Annotated in this window: 3 protein-coding genes; all 3 read left to right on the plus strand. The window is 71.7% G+C overall.

Annotated features, from left to right (window positions below; genetic code table 11):
* The first annotated feature begins 151 nt into the window (after positions 1–151).
* From ACFZP7_RS30005 to ACFZP7_RS30015, 3 genes are read left to right on the plus strand one after another with little or no spacing between them, the layout of a single operon-like run.
* Entirely contained in the window at positions 152–10792 is a 10641-nt protein-coding gene (locus tag ACFZP7_RS30005) for a type I polyketide synthase (RefSeq protein ID WP_385638542.1), read from the plus strand.
* 1 nt (position 10793) lies between these two features.
* Positions 10794–12566 carry a type I polyketide synthase gene (locus ACFZP7_RS30010; protein ID WP_385637014.1) on the plus strand — a complete coding sequence of 591 codons (1773 nt, stop codon included), beginning with the start codon at positions 10794–10796 and terminating at the stop codon, positions 12564–12566.
* On the plus strand, positions 12476–22114 hold the full coding sequence (locus ACFZP7_RS30015; RefSeq protein ID WP_385637016.1) for an SDR family NAD(P)-dependent oxidoreductase: 9639 nt from the start codon (positions 12476–12478) through the stop codon (positions 22112–22114). Before ACFZP7_RS30010 ends, ACFZP7_RS30015 begins: the two co-directional genes overlap by 91 nt.
* Positions 22115–22357 lie beyond the last annotated feature (243 nt).

Below are 22357 nucleotides of genomic sequence, written 5' to 3' on the forward strand. Positions count from 1 at the left end.
GGGCGTGCCCCGGCGGTGCTACCACCGGGGCACGGTGCTTGTAGGGGCGACTAGGGGTAGGCGGCCCCGACGCCGCACTGAATTCTTAGTCATTGATCATTCATAGCCATTGATCGTGGTTCGTCATTATTTGCGCAGTGGGGTGACCTTGGTGCAGGACGAGAAGAAGGTTCTCGACTACCTCAAGAAGGTGAGCGCAGAGCTGCATCAGACACGTCAGCGGCTGCGACAGACCGAGGACCGACACCAGGAGCCCATCGCCATCATCGCGATGAGCTGCCGCTATCCCGGCGGTGTGCGCTCGCCGGAGGACCTGTGGCGGCTGGTCGCCGAGGGCGGTGACGCAATCGGCCCCTTCCCCGACGACCGGGGGTGGAACCTGGACGCCCTGCTGCACCCGGACCAGGACCGCCCGGGCACCTCGTACGTCCGTGAGGGCGGCTTCGTCGACGACATCGCCGGCTTCGACCCCGGCTTCTTCGGCATCAGCCCCCGCGAGGCACTGGCCATGGACCCCCAGCAGCGGCTGGTCCTGGAGGTGGCCTGGGAGGCGTTCGAACGCGCCGGCATCGACCCCCACGCGCTGCGCGGCGCACCCGTCGGCGTCTTCACCGGTTCCGGCGGCCACGACTACGGCGAACTCGTCGCCACCCGGCCCGAGGTGGCCGAGGCCTACATGATGACCGGCAGCTCCGGCTCGGTCATCACCGGACGGGTCGCCTACACCCTCGGTCTGGAAGGGCCGGCGGTGACCGTGGACACGGCCTGCTCCTCCTCCCTCGTGGCCATGCACCTCGCCTGCCACGCACTGCGCCGACAGGAGTGCTCGCTCGCCCTGGCGGGCGGGGTGGCGCTGCTCGTCAAACCCGAACCCTTCGTCGCCTTCAGCCGACAGGGCGGCCTGGCCGCCGACGGCCGTTGCAAGCCGTTCTCCGACAGCGCCGACGGCACCGGCTGGTCCGAGGGCGTCGGCGTGCTGATGCTGGAACGGCTCTCCGACGCCGAGCGCAACGGACACCGGGTACTGGCCGTCATCCGCGGCTCGGCCGTCAACCAGGACGGCGCCTCCAACGGCCTCACCGCACCCAACGGACCCGCCCAGCGGGACGTCATCCGGCAGGCCCTGGTCGACGCCCGTCTGACGACCGGCGACATCGACGTGGTCGAAGGGCACGGCACCGGAACCACACTCGGCGATCCGATCGAGGCCCAGGCCGTTCTCGCCACCTACGGACAGGGGCGCCCGGCGGACCGGCCGTTGTGGCTGGGCTCCCTGAAGTCCAACCTGGGCCACACCCAGGCCGCGGCTGGCGTCGCCGGTGTGATCAAGATGGTCATGGCGATGCGGCACGAGGTGCTGCCCAAGACCCTGCACGTCACCGAGCCGAGCACGCACGTCGACTGGACCGCGGGCGCGGTCGAACTGCTGACCGAGGCCCGCCCCTGGAAGACCGACGGGCGTCCGCGCCGCGCCGGTGTCTCCTCCTTCGGCGCGAGCGGTACCAACGCACACCTGATCATCGAGGAGGCCCCGCTCCCGCAGGCCGACCCGGAGGAGACGGCGGAAAGGACGCGGACGGACCTGCTGCCGCCGTTCCTGATCTCCGGCAAGGGCCCCGCAGCCCTGCGCGACCAGGCCCGCGCCCTGTCGGCCTTCCTCGCCGAGCAGCCGGACCTCGACCTCACCGACCTCTCCTATGCCCTCGCCACCACGCGCGCCTCCTTCGAGCATCGCGCGTCCGTCGTCGCGGCCGACCGCGAAGAACTCACCCGGTCACTCACCGCCCTCGCCGCGGACGAATCCGCTCCCGGCCTCCACACGGACACCCTGCGGCCCGGAAAGTCGGCCGTGGTGTTCTCGGGGCAGGGGAGTCAGCGTGCGGGTATGGGGCGTGAGCTGTATGACGCGTTCCCGGTGTTCGCGCGGGCGTTGGATGAGGTGGTCGGGGCGCTTGGGCTGCCGTTGCGTGAGGTGATGTGGGAGGGGGAGGGCCTGGATCGGACGGGGTTCACGCAGCCGGCTCTCTTCGCCTACGAGGTGGCGCTGTATCGACTGTTGGAGTCGTGGGGTGTGCGGCCGGACATGGTGGCCGGGCATTCCGTCGGTGAACTGACGGCCGCGCACGTGGCCGGTGTGCTGTCCCTGGAGGATGCGGCAACGCTGGTGGCCGCCCGCGCCCGGCTGATGGAGGCGCTGCCGGACGGTGGCGCGATGATCGCCGTACAGGCCACGGAAGAGGACGTCCGCAAGCACCTCGTCGACGGTGTGGACATCGCCGCTGTCAACGGCCCCCGGTCTGTGGTGATCTCGGGTGCTGTGGAGGCGGTCACGGAGGTGGCTGGTCACTTTGAGCGCACCACGCGGCTCAAGGTGTCTCACGCTTTCCATTCGCCGCTGATGGAGCCGATGCTGGACGAGTTCCGTCGGGTGGCGTCCGGGCTGACCTATCACGCGCCGGCTCTTCCGGTGGTGTCGAATGTGACCGGCCGGCTCGCTGAGCCGGGCGACCTCCAGGACCCGGAGTATTGGGTCCGTCATGTCCGTGGCACCGTCCGCTACCACGACGGCATCCGCACCCTGGAGGGTGAAGGCGTCCGGACCTTCGTGGAGGTCGGCCCGCAGGCCGTCCTCGCCGGACTCGGCTGCGGCGAGAACGGCGTGTTCGTGGCGTCCCAGCGCCGCGACCGCCGCGAAGCCGGCCAGCTCGTGACCGCCCTCGGTGAGCTGCACACCCGTGGTGTCACCGTCGACTGGGAGGCGTTCTTCGCCGGTCGCGGTGCCCGCACCGTCGACCTCCCCACCTACGCCTTCCAGCGCAAGCGCTACTGGGTGAACCCGGCTGTCCAGACCGGCGACCCGGCGTCCATCGGCCAGCGCACCATCGACCATCCCATGCTCAGTGCCGTCGTTCCGCTCGCGGACTCGGACGGCATCGTCCTCACCGGGCGCCTTTCCCTCCGTACTCACCCCTGGCTCGCCGACCACGCCGTCATGGGCACGGTGCTGCTGCCCGGCACCGGGTTCGTGGAGCTGGCGGTGCGCGCCGGTGACGAGGTGGGCTGCTCGGTCATCGAGGAGCTGACCATCGAGGCGCCGCTCGTCTTCGCCCAGCGGGCCGGCCTCATGCTCCAGGTCCTGGTCGGCCCCCCGGACGGCGCGGGCACTCGATCGGTGGCCGTCTACTCCCGTGACGAGGACGCCGAGACCGGCCCCTGGCTGCGTCACGCCGCCGGTCTCCTGACCGCCGCCGAGCCTTCTTCCGACGGCGGCGGCGACGGCGACGGCGACAACCTGACGCAGTGGCCCCCGGAGAACGCCTCGCCCCTCGCCGTGGACGGTCTCTACGAGCGTCTGGTGGAACAGGGCTTCTCCTACGGTCCCGTCTTCCAGGGACTGCGGGCGGCCTGGCGGCGGGGCCAGGACCTCTTCGCGGAGATCGTCCTGCCCACCGACTCCGCCCACGACTCGCCGTCCGGCGCGGCGAGCTTCGGGGTGCACCCGGCGCTCCTCGACGCCGCCCTGCAGACCCGATTCCTCGACGACGGCGGGCCGGACGGCAAGGGCATGGGGGAGACCTCCATCCCGTTCGCCTGGAACCGGGTGACCCTGCACAAGGCCGGGGCCACCGCTGTCCGCGTCCAGGTCTCCCCGCACGGGGCGGGGCTGCGGATGACCGTCGCCGACCCGGCCGGTGCCCCCGTGGTCACCGTGGAGTCGCTGATCGCGCGGCCCGTCTCACCGGAACAGCTCCAGGCGTTCCGTGGCGATGAGGAAACCCTCTACCGCGTCGGCTGGGTCCCCGCACCGCAGGGCACGGACGACGCGACCGACGCGGCCCATGACTTCACCGTGCTGCGCCTGTCCGAGCTGCCCGACCTTCCCGTCCCCGAGCCGGAGGCGCAGCCGCTCACTCAGGTCCGTGCGGTGACCCGTCATGTCCTGGCCGCCCTCCAGCAGTGGCAGGGCCCCGGCCGGCTCGTGGTCGTCACCCACGACGCGCTCGACGTCCCCGGCGCTTCGGAGGACGACGGTGTCGAACGCTCGACGGCACTCCGGCTGGCAGGAGCGGCCGTCCGCGGGCTGGTGCGTTCCGCACAGGCCGAGGCCCCGGGCCGCTTCGTCCTCGTCGACCTGGACGAGGACCCCGCCTCGGAGGCCGCGCTGGCCGCCGCCGTCGCCACCGGCGAGCCCGAAGTGGCGATCCGGGCGGGAGCCCTGCGCGTCCCCAGGCTGGAAGCGCTGCCCACCCCCGCCGAACGCGGCGACACCCAGGCCGCGCCCGCGTGGGACCCCGACGGTACGGTGCTCATCACCGGCGGCACCGGAGGGCTGGGCTCGCTCGTCGCCCGTCATCTGGTCGCCGAGCACGGTGTCCGCCACCTGCTGTTGACCAGCCGAAGCGGCATGGCCGCCGACGGCGCCGCGGAGCTGGTCACCGAGTTGTCCGAGGCGGGCGCGGACGTGCGGGTCGAGGCGTGCGACGTCGCCGAACGGCAGGCGCTCGCCGACCTGCTCGCCGGCATCGGCACCGACCACCCGCTCACCGCCGTCGTGCACACCGCGGGCGTCGCCGACAACGGCGTCATCGAGGCGCTGACCCCCGACCAGGTCGACTACGTGCTCCGCCCGAAGGCCGACGCCGCCTGGCACCTGCACGAACTGACCCGCGACCTGCCGCTGACCGCCTTCGTCATGTTCTCCTCGTCCTCCTGCGTGGTGGACGGTCCCGGCCAGGGCAACTACGCTGCCGCCAACCTCTTCCTCAACGCCCTCGCCGAGCACCGCGCCACCACCGGCCTGCCGGCCCACTCCATCGCGTGGGGCCTGTGGGGCGGGAACCAGGGCATGATCCAGCGGCTCAAGCGTGCCGACGTCCTCCGCGTCAACCGCTGGGGCGTGATCGAACTCGCCGCCGACGAGGGACTCCGCCTGTTCGATGCGGCCCTCGCCACCGGCACACCCGCCCCGGTGGCGTTCCACCTCGACAAGACCGCCGTCCAGCACCGCGCCGAAGGCATCCCCGCGATGTTCCGCGGCCTGGTCAGCGCCGCACCCGCGCGACGGACCGCCTCCTCCCGGCCCCCCGCGTCGGCAGGCACCGCGTCCGACGACACCGCGCTCGCCCAACGGCTGGCCGGGCTGCCCGACACGGAACGTGAACGTGCCGTCCTGCAACTCGTGCGGGCGGAAGTCGCGGCCGTGCTCGGTCACGAGAGCGCCGACACGGTCGAACCGGACCGCGCGTTCCAGGAACTGGGCTTCGACTCCCTCACCGCAGTGGAACTGCGCAACCGCCTCCAGGCCACCACCGGCCTGCGCATCCCGGCCACCGTGGTCTTCGACTACCCCAGTTCGCGGGTGCTGGCCGACTTCCTGTTCGCGGAGGTCTCGGGCACCGACGTCGACGCGGCCCACATCGCGTCGAGCGTGGCCGCGCACGCCGGCGCCGACGAGGACCCCGTCGCCATCATCGGCATGGCCTGCCGTTACCCCGGCGGAGTCACCGACGCGGAAGGTCTTTGGCAACTGGTCGTCGACGGGGTCGACGGAGTCACCGCCGACCCGCCGACCGACCGGGGCTGGGACCTCGGGCGGCTCTACGACCCCGAGCTGAGCCGCCCCGAGACGACCTACGTCCTGGACGGCGGATTCCTCTACGACGCCGCCGACTTCGACCCCGACTTCTTCGGCATCAGCCCCCGCGAGGCGCACCGGCTGGACCCCCAGCTCCGCGTGCTCCTGGAAGCGTCCTGGGAGGCGTTCGAACGGGCCGGCATCGCACCCGGCACCCTCAAGGGCAGCCCTACCGGCGTGTACGCCGGCCTCATGCACCACGACTACGTCACCAGCGCCATCCAGGGGAGCACCATCTCGGGCCGCGTCTCCTACACCCTCGGCCTGGAAGGCCCGTCGGTGACCGTCGACACGGCCTGCTCCTCCTCGCTGGTCGCCCTGCACTTCGCCGCCCAGGCGCTGCGCCAGGGCGAATGCTCGCTGGCCCTGGCGGGCGGCGTCTCCGTCATGGCGACCCCCGACATGTTCACCGAGTTCAGCCGCCAGGGCGCGCTGTCCCGGGACGGCCGCTGCAAGGCGTTCTCGGCCGCCGCCGACGGTACGAGCTGGGGCGAGGGCGTCGGCGTCCTCGTCCTGGAACGACTCTCCGACGCGCGGCGCAACGGCCACCGGGTACTGGCCGTGGTCCGGGGCTCGGCGGTGAACCAGGACGGCGCTTCCAACGGCTTCACCGCACCCAACGGCCCCTCGCAGCAACGAGTCATCCGCAAGGCTCTGGGTACCGCCGGTCTCGGCGCCGCGGACATCGACGTCGTGGAAGCCCACGGCACCGGTACGTCCCTCGGCGACCCGATCGAGGCACAGGCGCTGCTGGCCACCTACGGGCAGGGCCGACCCGAGGGACGGCCCCTCTGGCTCGGCTCGCTGAAGTCGAACCTCGGACACACCCAGGCCGCGTCCGGTGTCGCCAGTGTCATCAAGATGGTGATGGCGATGCGGCACGGGATGCTGCCGCGCACCCTGCACGTGGACGAGCCGTCGCCGCACGTCGACTGGTCGGCGGGGGCGGTGGAACTACTCACCGAGGCCCGGCCCTGGGAGAGCGACGGGCGTCCGCGCCGGGCGGGTGTCTCGTCCTTCGGTCTGAGCGGGACGAACGCGCACGTGATCCTGGAAGAGGCGCCGGTCCTGGCTGATGCGGAGGTGGAGGCGGAAGAGTCTCCGGCTCCTGCTCCGGTGCCGCTGCCGGTGGTTCCGTGGGTGTTGTCGGGGCGTGGTGAGGGTGCGTTGCGGGCGCAGGCGGAGCGGCTGGCCGAGTACGTGGCCGGGCGGGATGACCTGTCGCCGCTGGACGTGGGATTCTCGCTGGCCACGACCCGGAGCGTGTTCGAGCACCGGGCTGTTGTGGTGGGCCGGGACCGCGAGGAGTTGCTGAGCGGGCTCGCCACGGTCGGCTCCGGTGGGACACCGGTGGCGGGCAGGACGGCGTTCGTGTTCTCCGGGCAGGGCAGCCAACGTGCCGGGATGGGGCGTGAGCTGTACGACGCCTTCCCGGTCTTTGCACAGGCGTTGGACGAGGTGGTCGAGGCGCTTGGGCTTCCCCTTCGTGAGGTGATGTGGGGCGGGGAGGGTTTGGACCGTACGGGGTTCACGCAGCCGGCCCTCTTCGCCCACGAGGTGGCGCTGTACAGGTTGTTGGAGTCGTGGGGTGTGCGGCCCGACATGGTGGCCGGGCATTCGGTGGGTGAGCTGAGCGCTGCCCATGTGGCGGGGGTGCTGTCGCTGGAGGATGCGGCGACGCTGGTGGCCGCCCGCGCCCGGCTGATGGAGGCGCTGCCGGACGGTGGCGCGATGATCGCCGTACAGGCCACGGAAGAGGACGTCCTTAAGCACCTCATCGACGGTGTGGACATCGCCGCCGTCAACGGCCCCCGGTCCGTGGTGATCTCGGGTGCTGTGGAGGCTGTTACGGAGGTGGCTGGTCACTTCGAGCGGACCACCCGGCTCAAGGTCTCCCACGCCTTCCATTCGCCTCTGATGGAGCCGATGCTGGCGGAGTTCGGGAAGATCGCCGCAGGGCTGACCTATCACGCGCCGGCTGTCCCGGTGGTGTCGAACGTGACCGGCCGGCTCGCCGAGGCGGGCGACCTCCAGGACCCGGAGTACTGGGTCCGTCATGTCCGTGGCACGGTCCGCTACTACGACGGCATCCGCACCCTGGAGGGTGAAGGCGTACGTACCTTCGTGGAGGTCGGTCCGCAGGCCGTCCTGGCCGGGCTCGGTTGCGGTGACGACGCTGTGTTCCTTGCGTCCCAGCGCCGGGACCGTCCCGAAGCCGGCCAGCTCGTCACCACTCTCGGCGAGCTGCACACCCGTGGCGTGACCGTCGATTGGGAGGCGTTCTTCGCTGGTCGTGGTGCCCGCACTGTCGATCTCCCGACCTACGCGTTCCAGCGTCAGCGCTACTGGCTTGGTTCTGGTGGTGCTGGTGGTGTGGATGTGGGGTTGGCGGGTTTGGAGGTGGCTGGGCATCCGTTGTTGGGTGCGGTGGTGGAGCTGCCGGTGTCGGGTGGGGTGGTGCTCAGTGGGCGGTTGTCGCGTGAGGGGCAGCCGTGGCTGGTGGATCACGGGGTTTTGGGTGCGGTGTTGTTGCCGGGTACGGCGTTTGTGGAGTTGGCGGTTCGTGCTGGTGATGAGGTGGGTTGTGGTCTGTTGGAGGAGTTGACGCTTCATGCGCCGTTGGTGGTGCCGGAGCGTGGTGGGGTGGTTGTGCAGGTGGCGGTCGATGGTCCGGGTGGTGGGGGCGGTCGGTCGGTGCGGGTGCATTCCCGGGTCGAGGGTGTGGCCGGTGAGGGGGAGTGGACGCTGCATGCTGAGGGGTTGCTGGCGGTGGAGGCGGGGCAGCCGGGGCCGACGGGGATGGAGGTCTGGCCGCCCGAGGGCGCTGAGGCCCTCCCGCTCGACGGCTTCTACGAACAACTCGCCGAGCACGGGTTCGCCTACGGCCCCGTCTTCCAGGGCGTCCGCAAGGTGTGGCGGCGGGGCGACGACCTCTTCGGTGAGGTGGCCCTGCCGGAGCAAGGCGCCGGCGACGCCGCGGCGTTCGGGGTGCACCCGGCCCTGCTCGACGCCGCCCTGCACACCAAGTTCTTCCTGACCGGTGACGACGCCGACGCGGGTGACGTCGGAGCGTCGATCCCCTTCGCCTGGAACGGCGTCCGGTTGCACGCCGCCGGGGCCTCCCTGCTGCGGGTCAAGGTGACCCCCGAGCAGTCCGACTCGGGCGCCGTACGGATCGTCGCCGCCGACGGCGCGGGCGCACCCGTCCTGACCGTGGACTCGCTGGTCACCCGCACGGTGACGCCCGACAAGCTCTCCACCGGAGACGGCCGCACCCCGGCCGCCGTCCACCCGTCCCTCTTCCGTGTCGCCTGGACGTCGCTGCCCGACGGTGCGGCAGGGGCCGTACCGGCGGCCGGGCCCATGGAGATCCATGAAGTGGTCACGGACGTCACCGCGTCCGTCCCGGACCGGGTGCGCTCGGCCACGCACGCCGTCCTCACCGCTCTCCAGGCGCGAGCGGAGAACGAGGAGGAGCCGAACCCCCTGGTGGTGACCACCACGGGCGCGGTCTCCGTGGACGACGACCCGGTCACCGACCTCGCCGGTGCCGCGGTGTGGGGCATGGTGCGCTCGGCGCAGTCCGAGAACCCGGGCCGTTTCGTGCTGGCCGACCTGGACGACGACCCTGCCTCCAGGGCAGCCCTGGCGGGCGCCGTCGCCACCGGCGAGCCCCAACTGGCCATCCGAGCGGGCCGCGTCAGCGTTCCCAGGCTCGTCCGGGTGACGGCCGGGGAAGGCGAGCCGCAGCGTCCCGACGCAGGCGAACCTTGGCCGGTCGGCTCGGGCACCGTGCTGGTCACGGGAGGTACCGGGGGACTGGGCTCGCTCGTCGCCCGTCACCTGGTCGCCGAGCACGGCGTCCGCCACCTGCTTCTGGTCAGCCGGAGCGGAATGGCCGCGGAAGGTGCCGCCGAAGTGGTGGCGCAGCTGTCCGAGGCCGGCGCCGAGGTCCGTGTCGAGGCGTGCGACGTCGGCGACCGCGACGCACTCGCCGAACTGATCGCAGGCATCGGTACGGACCACCCGCTCACCGCCGTCGTGCACACCGCGGGCGTCGCCGCCAACGGCGTCATCGGCGCGCTCACCCCGGAACAGGTCGACTACGTCCTCGGCCCCAAGGCGGAGGCGGCCTGGCACCTGCACGAGCTGACCCGCGACCTGCCGCTGACCGCGTTCGTCCTCTACTCCTCGTCGTCCAGCGTCGTGGACGGCCCGGGCCAGGGAAACTACGCGGCAGCCAACCAGTTCCTCAGCGCACTCGCCGAGCACCGTGCCGCCGCCGGTCTGCCCGCCCAAGCCCTGGCCTGGGGACTGTGGGACGAGCAGCGGGGCATGATCCAGGGCCTGACCACCACGGACGTCGAACGCACCCGCCGGTGGGGCATGACCGAACTCAGCCCCGCCGACGGGCTCGAACTCCTCGACCTCGCCACCGGGACCGGACTCCCCGCCCTGGTGCCGGTGCACCTGGACCCCGGGGTGATCCGTGACCGGGTCGGCGGAGTACCGCACATGCTGCGCGAAGTGGCCGCGACGGCACCGGGGCGCCGCGCCACCTCCCGTACGCGGGCCGGCGGCACCGCGCCGCGAGCCGCCGGACCGGACCTCGCCGAACGGCTGGCCGGCCTCACCGACGCCGAACGCACGCGTACCGTGCTCGATCTGGTGCGCACCCACACGGCCGCGGTCCTCGGCCACAGTTCCGCCGACGCGGTCGACCCGGACCGCGCCTTCCAGGAGATGGGCTTCGACTCCCTGGGCGCCGTGGAACTCCGTAACCGCCTCATGGACGCCACCGGACTCCAGGTCCGGGCCACGGCCGTGTTCGACCACCCCACCTCGCGGGCCCTCGCGGACGCCCTGCTCGCCGAGATCGCGCCCGCCGACGACGGTGCCGACACCGCCACCGAGGAACACGTCCGACGGGCACTGGGGAGCATCCCGCTCAAGCGACTGCGTGACACCGGAGTGCTCGACACGCTGCTGGAACTCGCCGGAATCGGCGACCCCGGCGCCGCCGCCGGACTCGACGGGGGAGAGGACGACCCCTTCGACGACCTCGACGACATCGACGCACTCGACACGGAGAGCCTGATCAGCATGGCGTTGGACGGTTCCGCGGCCGATTCCGGCGACGACAGCCAGGAGGCGTGACGTGACGACGACCGGCAAGGAACAGAAGATCGTCGCGGCGCTCCGCTCGTCGGTCAAGGAGACGGAACGACTGCGGGAACAGGTCCGCAAGCTCACCACGGCAGCCCGGGAACCGATCGCCATCGTCGGGATGGGCTGCCGCTACCCGGGCGGCGTCACCGGCCCCGACGAGTTGTGGCGGCTCGTGGCCGAGGGCCGCGACGGCGTCTCCGGATTCCCCGAGGACCGCGGCTGGGACACCGCACGGCTCTACGACCCGGCGCTGAGCCGCCCGGGCACCAGCTACGTGCGTGAGGGCGGCTTCCTGTACGACGCCGCCGCCTTCGACCCGGAGTTCTTCGGCATCAGCCCGCGCGAGGCCCAGGCCATGGACCCGCAGCAGCGGCTGCTGCTCGAAACCTCCTGGGAGGCGCTGGAACGCGCCGGCATCCCGCCCACCGGCCTCAAGGGCACGCCGACCGGCGTCTTCGCCGGAGTGATGTACCACGACTACGCCATGAGCGGCATCTCCGGCAGCATCGTCTCCGGCCGCGTCTCCTACACCCTCGGCCTGGAGGGGCCCTCGGTGACGGTGGACACCGCCTGCTCCTCCTCCCTGGTCACCCTCCACCTGGCGGCCCAGGCACTGCGGCAGAAGGAGTGCACCCTGGCCCTGGCCGGCGGCGTCGCCGTGATGTCCACCCCCGACATGTTCGTGGAGTTCAGCCGCCAGGGCGCCCTCTCCCGCTCCGGGCGGTGCCGTTCCTTCGCCGCCGACGCGGACGGCACGGGCTGGTCCGAGGGCGTCGGCGTCCTCGTCCTGGAACGGCTCTCCGACGCCCGCCGCAACGGTCATGACGTACTGGCCGTGCTGCGCGGGTCGGCCGTCAACCAGGACGGCGCCAGCAACGGCCTCTCCGCGCCCAACGGCCCCGCGCAGGAACGCGTCATCCGGCAGGCCCTCGCCAACGCCAGGGTGCCCGCCGACCAGATCGACACCGTGGAGGCGCACGGTACGGGGACCACACTGGGTGACCCGATCGAGGCGCAGGCGCTCCTCGCCACGTACGGCCAGGAGCGGTCGCGGGAGCGTCCGTTGTGGCTGGGCTCGTTGAAGTCGAACATCGGGCACGCGCAGGCGGCCGCGGGTGTCGCCGGTGTCATCAAGATGGTGATGGCGATGCGTCACGGGATGCTGCCGCGCACCCTGCACGTGGAGGAGCCTTCGCCGCACGTCGACTGGTCGGCGGGCGCGGTCGAGCTTCTGACGGAGGCCCGCCCCTGGGACCGAGCCGGCCACCCCCGCCGCGCAGGTGTCTCCTCCTTCGGCATGAGCGGCACCAACGCCCACGTCATCCTCGAAGAGGCCCCCGCCGACACGTCGGCCCCCCTTCCGGCGGAGAACGAAAACGCCGCCCCCGAACTCTCCGTCACCCCCTGGGTGTTGTCGGCACGTGGTGAGGGTGCGTTGCGGGCGCAGGCGGAGCGGCTGGCCGGGTATGTGGCCGGGCGGGATGACCTGTCGCCGCTGGATGTCGGATTCTCGCTGGCTACGACGCGGAGCGTGCTGGAGCACCGGGTTGTTGTGGTGGGCCGGGACCGCGAGGAGTTGCTGAGCGGCTCGCCGGGGTGGTTTCCGGTGGGACGCCGGTGCAGGGCAGGACGGCGTTCGTGTTCTCCGGGCAGGGGAGCCAGCGCGCGGGGATGGGGCGTGAGCTGTATGACGCGTTCCCGGTGTTCGCTCGGGCGCTGGACGAGGTGGTCGAGGCGCTTGGGCTGCCGTTGCGGGAGGTGATGTGGGAGGGGGAGGGGGAAGGGCTGGACCGTACGGGGTTCACGCAGCCGGCTCTCTTCGCTCACGAGGTTGCGCTGTACAGGTTGTTGGATTCGTGGGGTGTGCGGCCGGACATGGTGGCCGGGCATTCGGTGGGTGAACTGGCGGCCGCGCATGTGGCCGGGGTGTTGTCCCTGGCCGACGCGGCAACCCTGGTAGCCGCCCGCGCCCGGCTGATGGAGGCGTTGCCGGACGGCGGGGCGATGATCGCCGTACAGGCCACGGAAGAGGAAGTCCGGGCGTGTCTGGTCGACGGTGTGGACATCGCGGCTGTGAACGGGCCGCGTTCTGTGGTGATCTCGGGTGCCGTTGCGGCTGTTACGGAGGTGGCCCGCCACTTCGAGCGCACCACCCGGCTGAAGGTGTCGCATGCTTTCCACTCGCCGTTGATGGAGCCGATGCTCGATGAGTTCCGTCGGGTGGCGTCCGGGCTGACCTATCACGCGCCTGCTGTCCCGGTGGTGTCGAACGTGACCGGCCGGCTCGCCGAGCCGGGTGATCTTCAGGACCCGGAGTACTGGGTCCGTCATGTCCGTGGCACCGTCCGCTATCACGACGGCATCCGGACCCTGGAGGGTGAAGGCGTCCGGACCTTCGTCGAGGTCGGCCCGCAGGCCGTCCTCGCGGGACTCGGTTGCGGCGAGGACGCCGTGTTCGTGGCGTCCCAGCGCCGCGACCGTGCTGAGGCGGTTCAGCTGGTCACCGCGCTGGGTGAGTTGCACACCCGTGGTGTCACCGTCGACTGGGAAGCGTTCTTCGCCGGTCGCGGCGCTCGCACCGTCGACCTCCCCACCTACGCTTTCCAGCACAAGCACTACTGGCTCGAGGCCCCCGATGCCGTCGCCGACGTCTCCGCCGCGGGGCTGGAGCCGGCAGGGCACCCCCTCGTACGCGCCGCCGTGCGCTCGGCCGACTCCGAGCAGGTGATCCTGACCGGGCGGCTTTCGCTCAGTGCCCACCCCTGGCTGGCCGATCACGCCGTGGCGGGCACCGTTCTCTTCCCCGGCACCGGGTTCGTAGAGCTGGCGATCCGTGCCGGCGATGAGGCCGGTTTCCCCGTCCTCGACGACCTCACCCTCGAAGAGCCGCTCGTGCTGTCCGAGGACACCGGTGCGATCCTCCAGGTCATCACCCGTTGCGAGCCTCACCCGGGGGCAGGGGACGAGGCGTCCACGGAGATGCGGATCGTGGAGATCTACTCCCGTTCCGACGATCCCGCCGCCGAAGTGTTCTGGACCCGCCACGCCTCCGGAGTGCTGCGGCCCGCTGCCGTCGGTGCACCCGAGGACAGCCGTGCGCTCGCCGAGTGGCCGCCTGCGGAAGCGGAACCGCTGCCCGTGGACGACGCGTACTCCCTTCTCGCTTCCCACGGACTGCGCTACGGGGCCGCGTTCCAGGGGCTGCGTGCCGCCTGGCGGCGTGGTGACGAGTTGTTCGCCGAAGTGGTCCTGCCCGAGCACGTCGCCGAGAAGGCCGAGGAGTTCGGGCTGCACCCGGCGCTCCTCGACGCCGCCCTGCACCCGATGGCGCTGGACGCCACCGCCCGTGACGAGGACGGTGGCGACGGTGGTCCACGGCTGCCGTTCGCGTGGAGCGGGGTGACCCTGCACGCGACCGGTGCCTCGGCAGCACGGGTACGTCTTCGGCCCACCGGGCCCTCCACGGTCACGCTGGAAGTCGCCGACGCGGAGGGCGCTCCTGTGGCGACCGTGGACTCCCTGGCCGTTCGCCCGGTGAGCCTCGGGGCGCAGTCGGCCCCGAAGCCGCGGCGCGACGACCTTTTCCGGCTGGACTGGACTCCCGTTCAGCTCGCCACGGAGACCGGAGCCACGTCCGAGCCCCTGGTGGTCCGCTCCCTGAGCGACCTCGCCCCGCTGGGTGAGACGACGGGCGTGGTCGTACTGGACTGTGCCCCGGAGGAAGGCGTCGGGCGTCCTGATGCGGCGGCCGCACGCCGCCTCACCCAGCAGGTACTGGAGTTCCTGCAGACCTGGTCTGCCGACGACCGCTTCCGCGACACCACGTTGGTCGTCACCACCCGCGGTGCCGTCGCCGGTCCGGGAGAAGACCACGCCACCGACCCGGCCGGTGCGGCCGCCTGGGGCCTGGTCCGTTCCGCCCAGATCGAGAACGACGACCACGTGGTCCTGGCCGACCTGGACGGTCACCCCGATTCCCTCGCGTTGCTCCCCCTGCTCGCGGGCGCGACCGAGTCCGAACTGCTGCTCCGCGCAGGTGTGCCCTTCGGCGCCCGTCTCACCCGGTTCCGCCCGGGGGACGGCCCGACACCTGGAGCCGCCACCGCCGAACTCCCGGTCTTCGACCCCGACGGCACCGTACTGATCACGGGAGCCACGGGCGCCCTGGGTGCTCTGGTCGCCGAACACCTCGTCACCGCACACGGCGTCCGACACCTGCTGCTGATCAGCCGCCGAGGCCCGGCCGCCCCCGGCGCCGACGACCTGCGGAGCCGGCTCACCGGGCTCGGCGCCGACGTCCGCGTCGCCGCCTGCGACGTGGCCGACCCGGACGCGCTCGCCGAACTGCTGGCGCAGGTCCCGGACGAACACCCCCTGCGAGGCGTCGTCCATGCCGCCGGCGTCCTGGACGACGGAGTGCTCGCGTCCCTGGACGGCGCGCGCCTCGACCGCGTACTGCGCCCCAAGGCCGACGCCGCATGGCATCTGCACCGCCTCACCAGTGATCTGCCACTCACCGCCTTCGTGCTGTTCTCCTCGGTCGCCGGCACCTTCGGCGCCCCCGGACAAGCCAACTACGCCGCTGCCAACGCGTATCTGGACGCCCTCGCCCATCACCGCCGTTCCGTACTCGGGCTGCCGGCCCAGTCGCTCGCCTGGGGGCCGTGGGACGTGGACCGCGCGGCGGAGGCGGGCATGGCGGGCGGTCTCGCCGACCGGGACCGCTCCCGTCTCACCCGCTCCGGCCTGCTGCCGCTCGCCGCGCACGAGGGTCTCGCCCTCTTCGACACCGCCGTCGAGGCGTCCGCCGCGGCACTGCTGGCGACACGGCTCGACCTGAACGCCGTACGCGCCCGGAGCGGACCGGACGGAGAACTCCCGGCCCTTTTCCAGGGACTCGTGGACGGCACCACCGCACGCCGCCGTGCCGCGGCAGGACGCGCGCCGGGCACCACGGGCTTCGCCGAACGCCTCAGCCGCCTGCCCGCGGAGGAACGCCTCCCCGCTGTCGGCGAGCTGATCCGATCCCACGCCGCCGGCGTACTCGGCTACGCCTCCGGTACGGACGTGGACACCGACCGGCCCTTCCAGGAGCTCGGCTTCGATTCCCTCACCGCGGTGGAGTTCCGCAACGGACTGGCCTCGGCCACCGGCCTGCGGCTCCCGGCGACGCTCGTCTTCGACTACCCCGACATCACCACGCTGGCGCGGCACCTGCTCGACCAGCTGACCGACCTCGGTGAGCGTACGACCCCCGCGTCCGACGGATCCCGCCGGCAGCACACCGACACGGACGACGAACCGCTCGCGATCGTGGGCATGGGCTGCCGGTACCCGGGCGGCGTGACCGGACCCGAGGACCTCTGGCGGCTGGTCGCAGAAGGCCGGGACGGCGTCACCGACTTCCCCACCGACCGCCGGTGGGACACCGACCGCCTCTACGACCCGGACAACACGCGGCCGTACACCACGTACGTCAAGGAAGGCGGTTTCCTGCACGACGCCGCCGAGTTCGACCCGGACTTCTTCGGCATCAGCCCGCGCGAGGCCGAAGAGATGGACCCGCAGCAGCGGGTGCTGCTGGAGACGGCCTGGGAGGCCCTGGAGCACGCGGGCATCCGGCCTTCGGCCCTGAAGGGCACGGCCACCGGAGTGTTCGCCGGCGTCATGTACCACGACTACCCGACCGGTGCGAGCGCGGGCAGCATCATCTCGGGCCGCGTCTCCTACACCCTCGGCCTGGAGGGCCCGGCCGTGTCGGTGGACACCGCCTGCTCCTCGTCACTGGTCGGTCTCCACCTGGCCGGCCAGGCGCTGCGGCGCGGTGAGTGCTCCTTGGCCCTCGTCGGCGGCGTGACCGTCATGTCGACCCCGGACACCTTCGTGGAGTTCAGTCGCCAGCGTGGTCTGTCTCCTGACGGGCGGTGCAAGGCGTTCTCGGCCGGTGCGGACGGCACGGGCTGGGCCGAGGGTGTGGGTGTGCTGGTGGTGGAGCGTCTGTCGGATGCGCGGCGCAACGGTCACCGGGTGCTGGCGGTGGTGCGGGGCTCGGCGGTGAATCAGGACGGTGCGTCGAACGGGTTGACGGCGCCGAACGGTCCGTCACAGCAGCGGGTGATCCGGCAGGCGTTGACGGCTGCGGGGCTGAGTGCCGCGGATGTGGACGCGGTGGAGGCGCATGGCACGGGGACGACGCTGGGTGATCCGATCGAGGCGCAGGCGCTGCTGGCCACGTACGGGCAGGAGCGGCCGGACGGTGGTGCGCCGTTGTGGCTGGGGTCGCTGAAGTCGAACATCGGGCACGCGCAGGCGGCTGCGGGTGTGGGCGGTGTCATCAAGATGGTGATGGCGATGCGGCACGGTGTGCTGCCTCGCACGCTGCACGTGGACGAGCCGTCACCGCACGTCGACTGGTCGGAAGGGGCGGTAGAGCTTCTGACGGCAGCCCGGGAGTGGGCGAGCGACGGGCGTCCGCGCAGGGCGGGTGTGTCGTCCTTCGGTATCAGCGGGACGAACGCGCACGTCATCCTGGAAGAAGCTCCGGTTCAGGAAGAGACAGAAGAGGAAGCTGCGGCGCCGCTGCCGGTCGTTCCGTGGGTCTTGTCGGGACGTAACGAGGCGGCCCTGCGGGCCCAGGCCGACCGCCTGGCCGAGCACGTTGCAGTACGCGAAGAACTGTCGCCGCTGGACGTGGGATTCTCGCTGGCCACGGCCCGGAGCGTGTTTGAGCACCGGGCTGTCGTCGTGGGCCGGGATCGCGAGGAACTGCTGAGCGGGCTCGCGGGACTGGTCTCCGGTGGGACGCCGGTGCAGGGCAGGACGGCGTTCGTGTTCTCCGGGCAGGGCAGCCAACGTGCGGGGATGGGGCGCGAGCTGTACGACGCGTTCCCCGTGTTCGCGCAGGCGCTGGACGAGGTGATCGACGCTCTCGGGCTTCCCCTTCGTGAGGTGATGTGGGACGGCGAGGGCCTGGACCGGACAGGGTTCACGCAGCCGGCCCTCTTCGCCCAGGAGGTGGCGCTGTATCGACTGTTGGAGTCGTGGGGTGTGCGCCCCGACATGGTGGCCGGGCATTCGGTGGGCGAACTGAGCGCTGCCCATGTGGCCGGTGTGCTGTCCCTGGAGGATGCGGCAACGCTGGTGGCCGCCCGCGCCCGGCTGATGGAGGCGCTTCCGGACGGTGGCGCGATGATCGCCGTACAAGCCAGCGAGGACGACGTCCGCAGGCATCTCATCGACGGTGTGGACATCGCGGCTGTGAACGGCCCCCGGTCTGTGGTGATCTCGGGTGCTGTGGAGGCGGTCACGGAGGTGGCTGGCCATTTCGAGCGCACCACCCGGCTCAAGGTCTCCCACGCTTTCCACTCGTCTCTGATGGAGCCGATGCTGGCGGAGTTCGGAAAGATCGCCGCCGGGCTGACTTATCACGCGCCGGTTGTCCCGGTGGTGTCGAACGTGACCGGCCGGCTCGCTGAGCCGGGTGATCTTCAGGACCCGGAGTACTGGGTCCGTCATGTCCGTGGGACCGTCCGTTACCACGACGGCATCCAGACTCTGGAGGACGAGGGCGTACGTACGTTCGTGGAGGTCGGCCCGCAGGCCGTCCTCGTCGGACTCGGCTGCGGCGACGACGCTGTCTTCCTTGCGTCCCAGCGCCGCGACCGTCCGGAGGCGAGCCAGCTGGTCACCACCCTCGGCGAGCTGCACACCCGTGGCGTGACCGTCGACTGGGAGGCGTTCTTCGCCGGTCGCGGTGCCCGCACCGTCGACCTCCCGACGTATGCCTTCCAGCGTCAGCGTTACTGGCTTGGCTCTGGTGGTGCTGGTGGTGTGGATGTGGGGTTGGCGGGTTTGGAGGTGGCTGGGCATCCGTTGCTGGGTGCGGTGGTGGAGCTGCCGGTGTCGGGTGGGGTGGTGCTCAGTGGGCGGTTGTCGCGTGAGGGGCAGCCGTGGCTGGTGGATCACGGGGTTTTGGGTGCGGTGTTGTTGCCGGGTACGGCGTTTGTGGAGTTGGCGGTTCGTGCCGGTGATGAGGTGGGTTGTGGTCTGTTGGAGGAGTTGACGCTTCATGCGCCGTTGGTGGTGCCGGAGCGTGGTGGGGTGGTTGTGCAGGTGGCGGTCGATGGTCCGGGTGGTGGGGGCGGTCGGTCGGTGCGGGTGCATTCCCGGGTCGAGGGTGTGGCCGGTGAGGGGGAGTGGACGCTGCATGCTGAGGGGTTGCTGGCGGTGGAGGCGGGGCTGCCGGGGCCGACGGGGATGGAGGTCTGGCCGCCCGAGGGTGCTGAGGCCCTCCCGCTCGACGGCTTCTACGCACAACTCGAGGCGAAGGGCCTCGAATACGGTCCCTCCTTCCGCCTCCTGCGTGCGGCATGGCGGGACTCCGACGCCCTGTACGGAGAAGTCGCCCTGCTCGACGACGCGTCGGACCACGCCACCGGCTACGGACTGCACCCGGCGCTGCTCGATGCCGCGCTGCACACCAGCTTCCTCGAAGAGGAGTCGGACACCGCACCGTCCGTTCCGTTCGCCTGGAACGGTGTGCGCCTGCACGCGACGGGCGCCTCGATGCTCCGGGTCCGCGTGACCGGAGTCGGTGCCGGGCTGCGTCTGGATGCCGTCGACAGCACGGGCGCCCCCGTGGTCACCGTGGAGTCGCTGGCCGCCCGGACGATCGCGCCCGAGCAGCTCAGTGGCCGTTCCGCAGCCGTCCATCGCTCCCTCTTCGAGGTGAGCTGGCTGCCGGGCCCCTCCGTGGCCGTCGACCTGGACACTTCCGGCGCGGCCCCGTGGGCGTGCTTCGGACCGGACGTCCTCGGGCTCGGGTATCCGGATCTGGCGACGGCGTCCGACGGGTCGGCGGAGCCGCCGGCCGTCGCCGTGCTCGGCTGTGTCACCGACTCCGGCGCGCCCATGCCGGACAGAGTCCGCTCCGCGACGGGGTCCGTGCTCGCGGCGCTGCAGTCGTGGGCCGCGGACGAACGGTTCGAAGCGTCCCGCCTGCTGGTCGTCACCCGGGGCGCTGTCGCGGCACAGCCGGGCGAGGACCCCGGCGCGGACCTGCCGGGGACCGCCGTATGGGGCCTGGTCCGCTCGGCCCAGGCCGAGAACCCGGGCCGCCATCTTCTGGTCGACCTCGACGACGACCCCCGCTCGCTGGCCGCCCTTCCGGCCGCCGTGGCCAGTGGTGAACCGCAACTCGCGATCCGTGGCGGCCGGCTCCTGGTTCCCCGGTTGTCCCGCGCCGGCCGGAACGGACCCGCCGACGACGGGCCCGCTCCTTGGGACACCGACGGCACGGTGCTCATCACCGGGGGCACCGGCGGCCTCGGCAGCCTCGTCGCCCGCCACCTCGTCGGCGAGCACAGTGTCCGTCACCTGCTCCTCGTCAGCCGACGGGGAGCGGAGGCCGAGGGCGCAGCGGAACTGGCCGCCGAACTGAGCGCGTCGGGTGCCGACGTCCGTATCGAGGCATGCGACGTCGGCGACCGCGACGCACTCGCCGCACTGATCGCCGGCATCGATCCGCAGCACCCGCTCACCGGCGTCGTCCACACGGCGGGTGTCGCCGCGAACGCCGTCACCGGCGCATTGACCCCCGAGTACCTCGATCATGTCCTCGGCCCCAAGGCCGACGCCGCCTGGTACCTGCACGAGCTGACCCGCGACCTGCCGCTCACGGCCTTCGTCATGTTCTCCTCGTCCTCCTGTGTGGTGGACGGTCCGGGTCAGGGCAACTACGCCGCCGCCAACCTGTTCCTCGGCGGACTGGCCGAACACCGCGCCGCCCTCGGACTGCCCGCCCACGCCCTGGCCTGGGGCCTGTGGGGGGAAGGCCACGGCATGGTCCGGAGCCTCAAACCCGTGGACATCGAACGCATCCGTCGCTGGGGCATGACCGAACTGACCGCCGACGAGGGCCTGGAACTGTTCGACACCGCCGTACGACGCCCCGTCCCGGCGCAGCTGCCGGCGCATCTGGATCCGATGGCGATCCGGGAGCGCGCCGACGGAGTTCCGTCCCTGCTGCTGGGGCTGGTGCAGACGGCCGCGCCCGCCGCGCGCCGTGGTGCGGCCCGAACCGCGGCCGCCACCGGCATCGCCCAGGGACCGTCGCTCGCCCAGCGCCTCGCCGGACTGTCGGGCGAGGACCGTGAGCACGCCGTGGTCGACCTGGTCCGCACCCATGTGGCCGCGGTGCTCGGTCACGCCGGTCCCGAGGCCGTCGCACCGGACCGCCCCTTCCTGGAGATGGGCTTCGACTCCCTCGGGGCGGTGGAACTCCGCAACCGTCTCAAGAGTGCCGCGGGCATCCCGATGCCCGCCACCATCGTCTTCGACCACCCCAGCGCCCGCGCCCTGGCCGGTTGGATCCTCACGGAGACCGCGTCGCAGGCGGGTACGGACACGGGTGAGGGAGGGCACGGCTCAGCGCTTCCGGGAAGCGGTGAGGGGAACCCCGCCGGGCGGGGACGCGACGCGGCGGGGGAATCACTGAGCGCGCTGTTCCGCCAGGCCATCGACCGCGACATGCTCGACCAGGGCGTCGCCATCCTCGACCTGGCCGCAGGGCTGCGTCCTACGTACGCCACCCCGGCCGATCTGCCCGAGCTGCCCTCCGCCGTCCGGCTGGCGAGCGGACCGCAGGACCCCGCCCTGTTCTGCTTCCCGTCACCGGCGGCCATGGGCGGAGCCCACCAGTTCCTGCGGATCGCGGGGGCGCTGCGCGGCAAACGGGACGTCTCCGCCGTCCCGCTGCCGGGTTTCGCCGACAACGAGAGCCTCCCGGCGACCTTCGCCACCGTGGTGGAGGGCTGCGCCCAGCAGATTCGCGCGGCGGCCGGAGACAAGCCCTACGTCCTGCTGGGCTACTCGGCGGGCGGAATCTTCGCGCACGCCACCGCCCGTTTCCTGGAGCAGACCGGTACCGGTCCCCGAGCGGTCGTCCTGCTGGACACCTACCATCCGAAGACCGAGGGCCTCGTCGGGCTGATCGCCCAGATGTTCGCCGGTCTCTTCGAGAAGGAAGCCCTGTTCGGCCCGTTCACCAACGCCCGCCTGACGGCCATGGCCTGGTACGGGCAGTTGATGGAGGACTGCGACCTCGACGGCATCACCGCACCGATCCTCTTCGCCCGGCCCCGAGACTGGGCGGGCGACGCGGACACGACGACCGCCACCGACGCCTGGCGCACCTCCTGGGACACGGCTCACACCGTCGTCGACGTCGAGGGCGACCACCTGACGATGGTCGAGTCCAAGGCGCACCGCACGGCCGAGGTCATCGACGACTGGCTGACGTCGCTGGACTGACCTCGATCGCGAGGGCGAAGACAAGGACCGGAACCGATACGACGACCAGGACGAGAAGAAGGGCCGGGCTCATGGAGCCCGGCCCTTCTTCTCGTCCGGAGCGCGGCAGCGCGGCAGCGCAGCAGCGTCGGAGCACCGGTGGAGTACGACCGGCCGGCGGAGACGGAGGCCGAGACGGACGCCGAGACGGGCGCGGGGACGGACACAGAGGCAGAGTCAGTGGCGGCCCTCCCCACCGCGAGC

It is taken from the genome of Streptomyces sp. SudanB5_2050, from assembly GCF_964272335.1.
In the GTDB taxonomy this organism is placed as follows: domain Bacteria; phylum Actinomycetota; class Actinomycetes; order Streptomycetales; family Streptomycetaceae; genus Streptomyces; species Streptomyces rochei.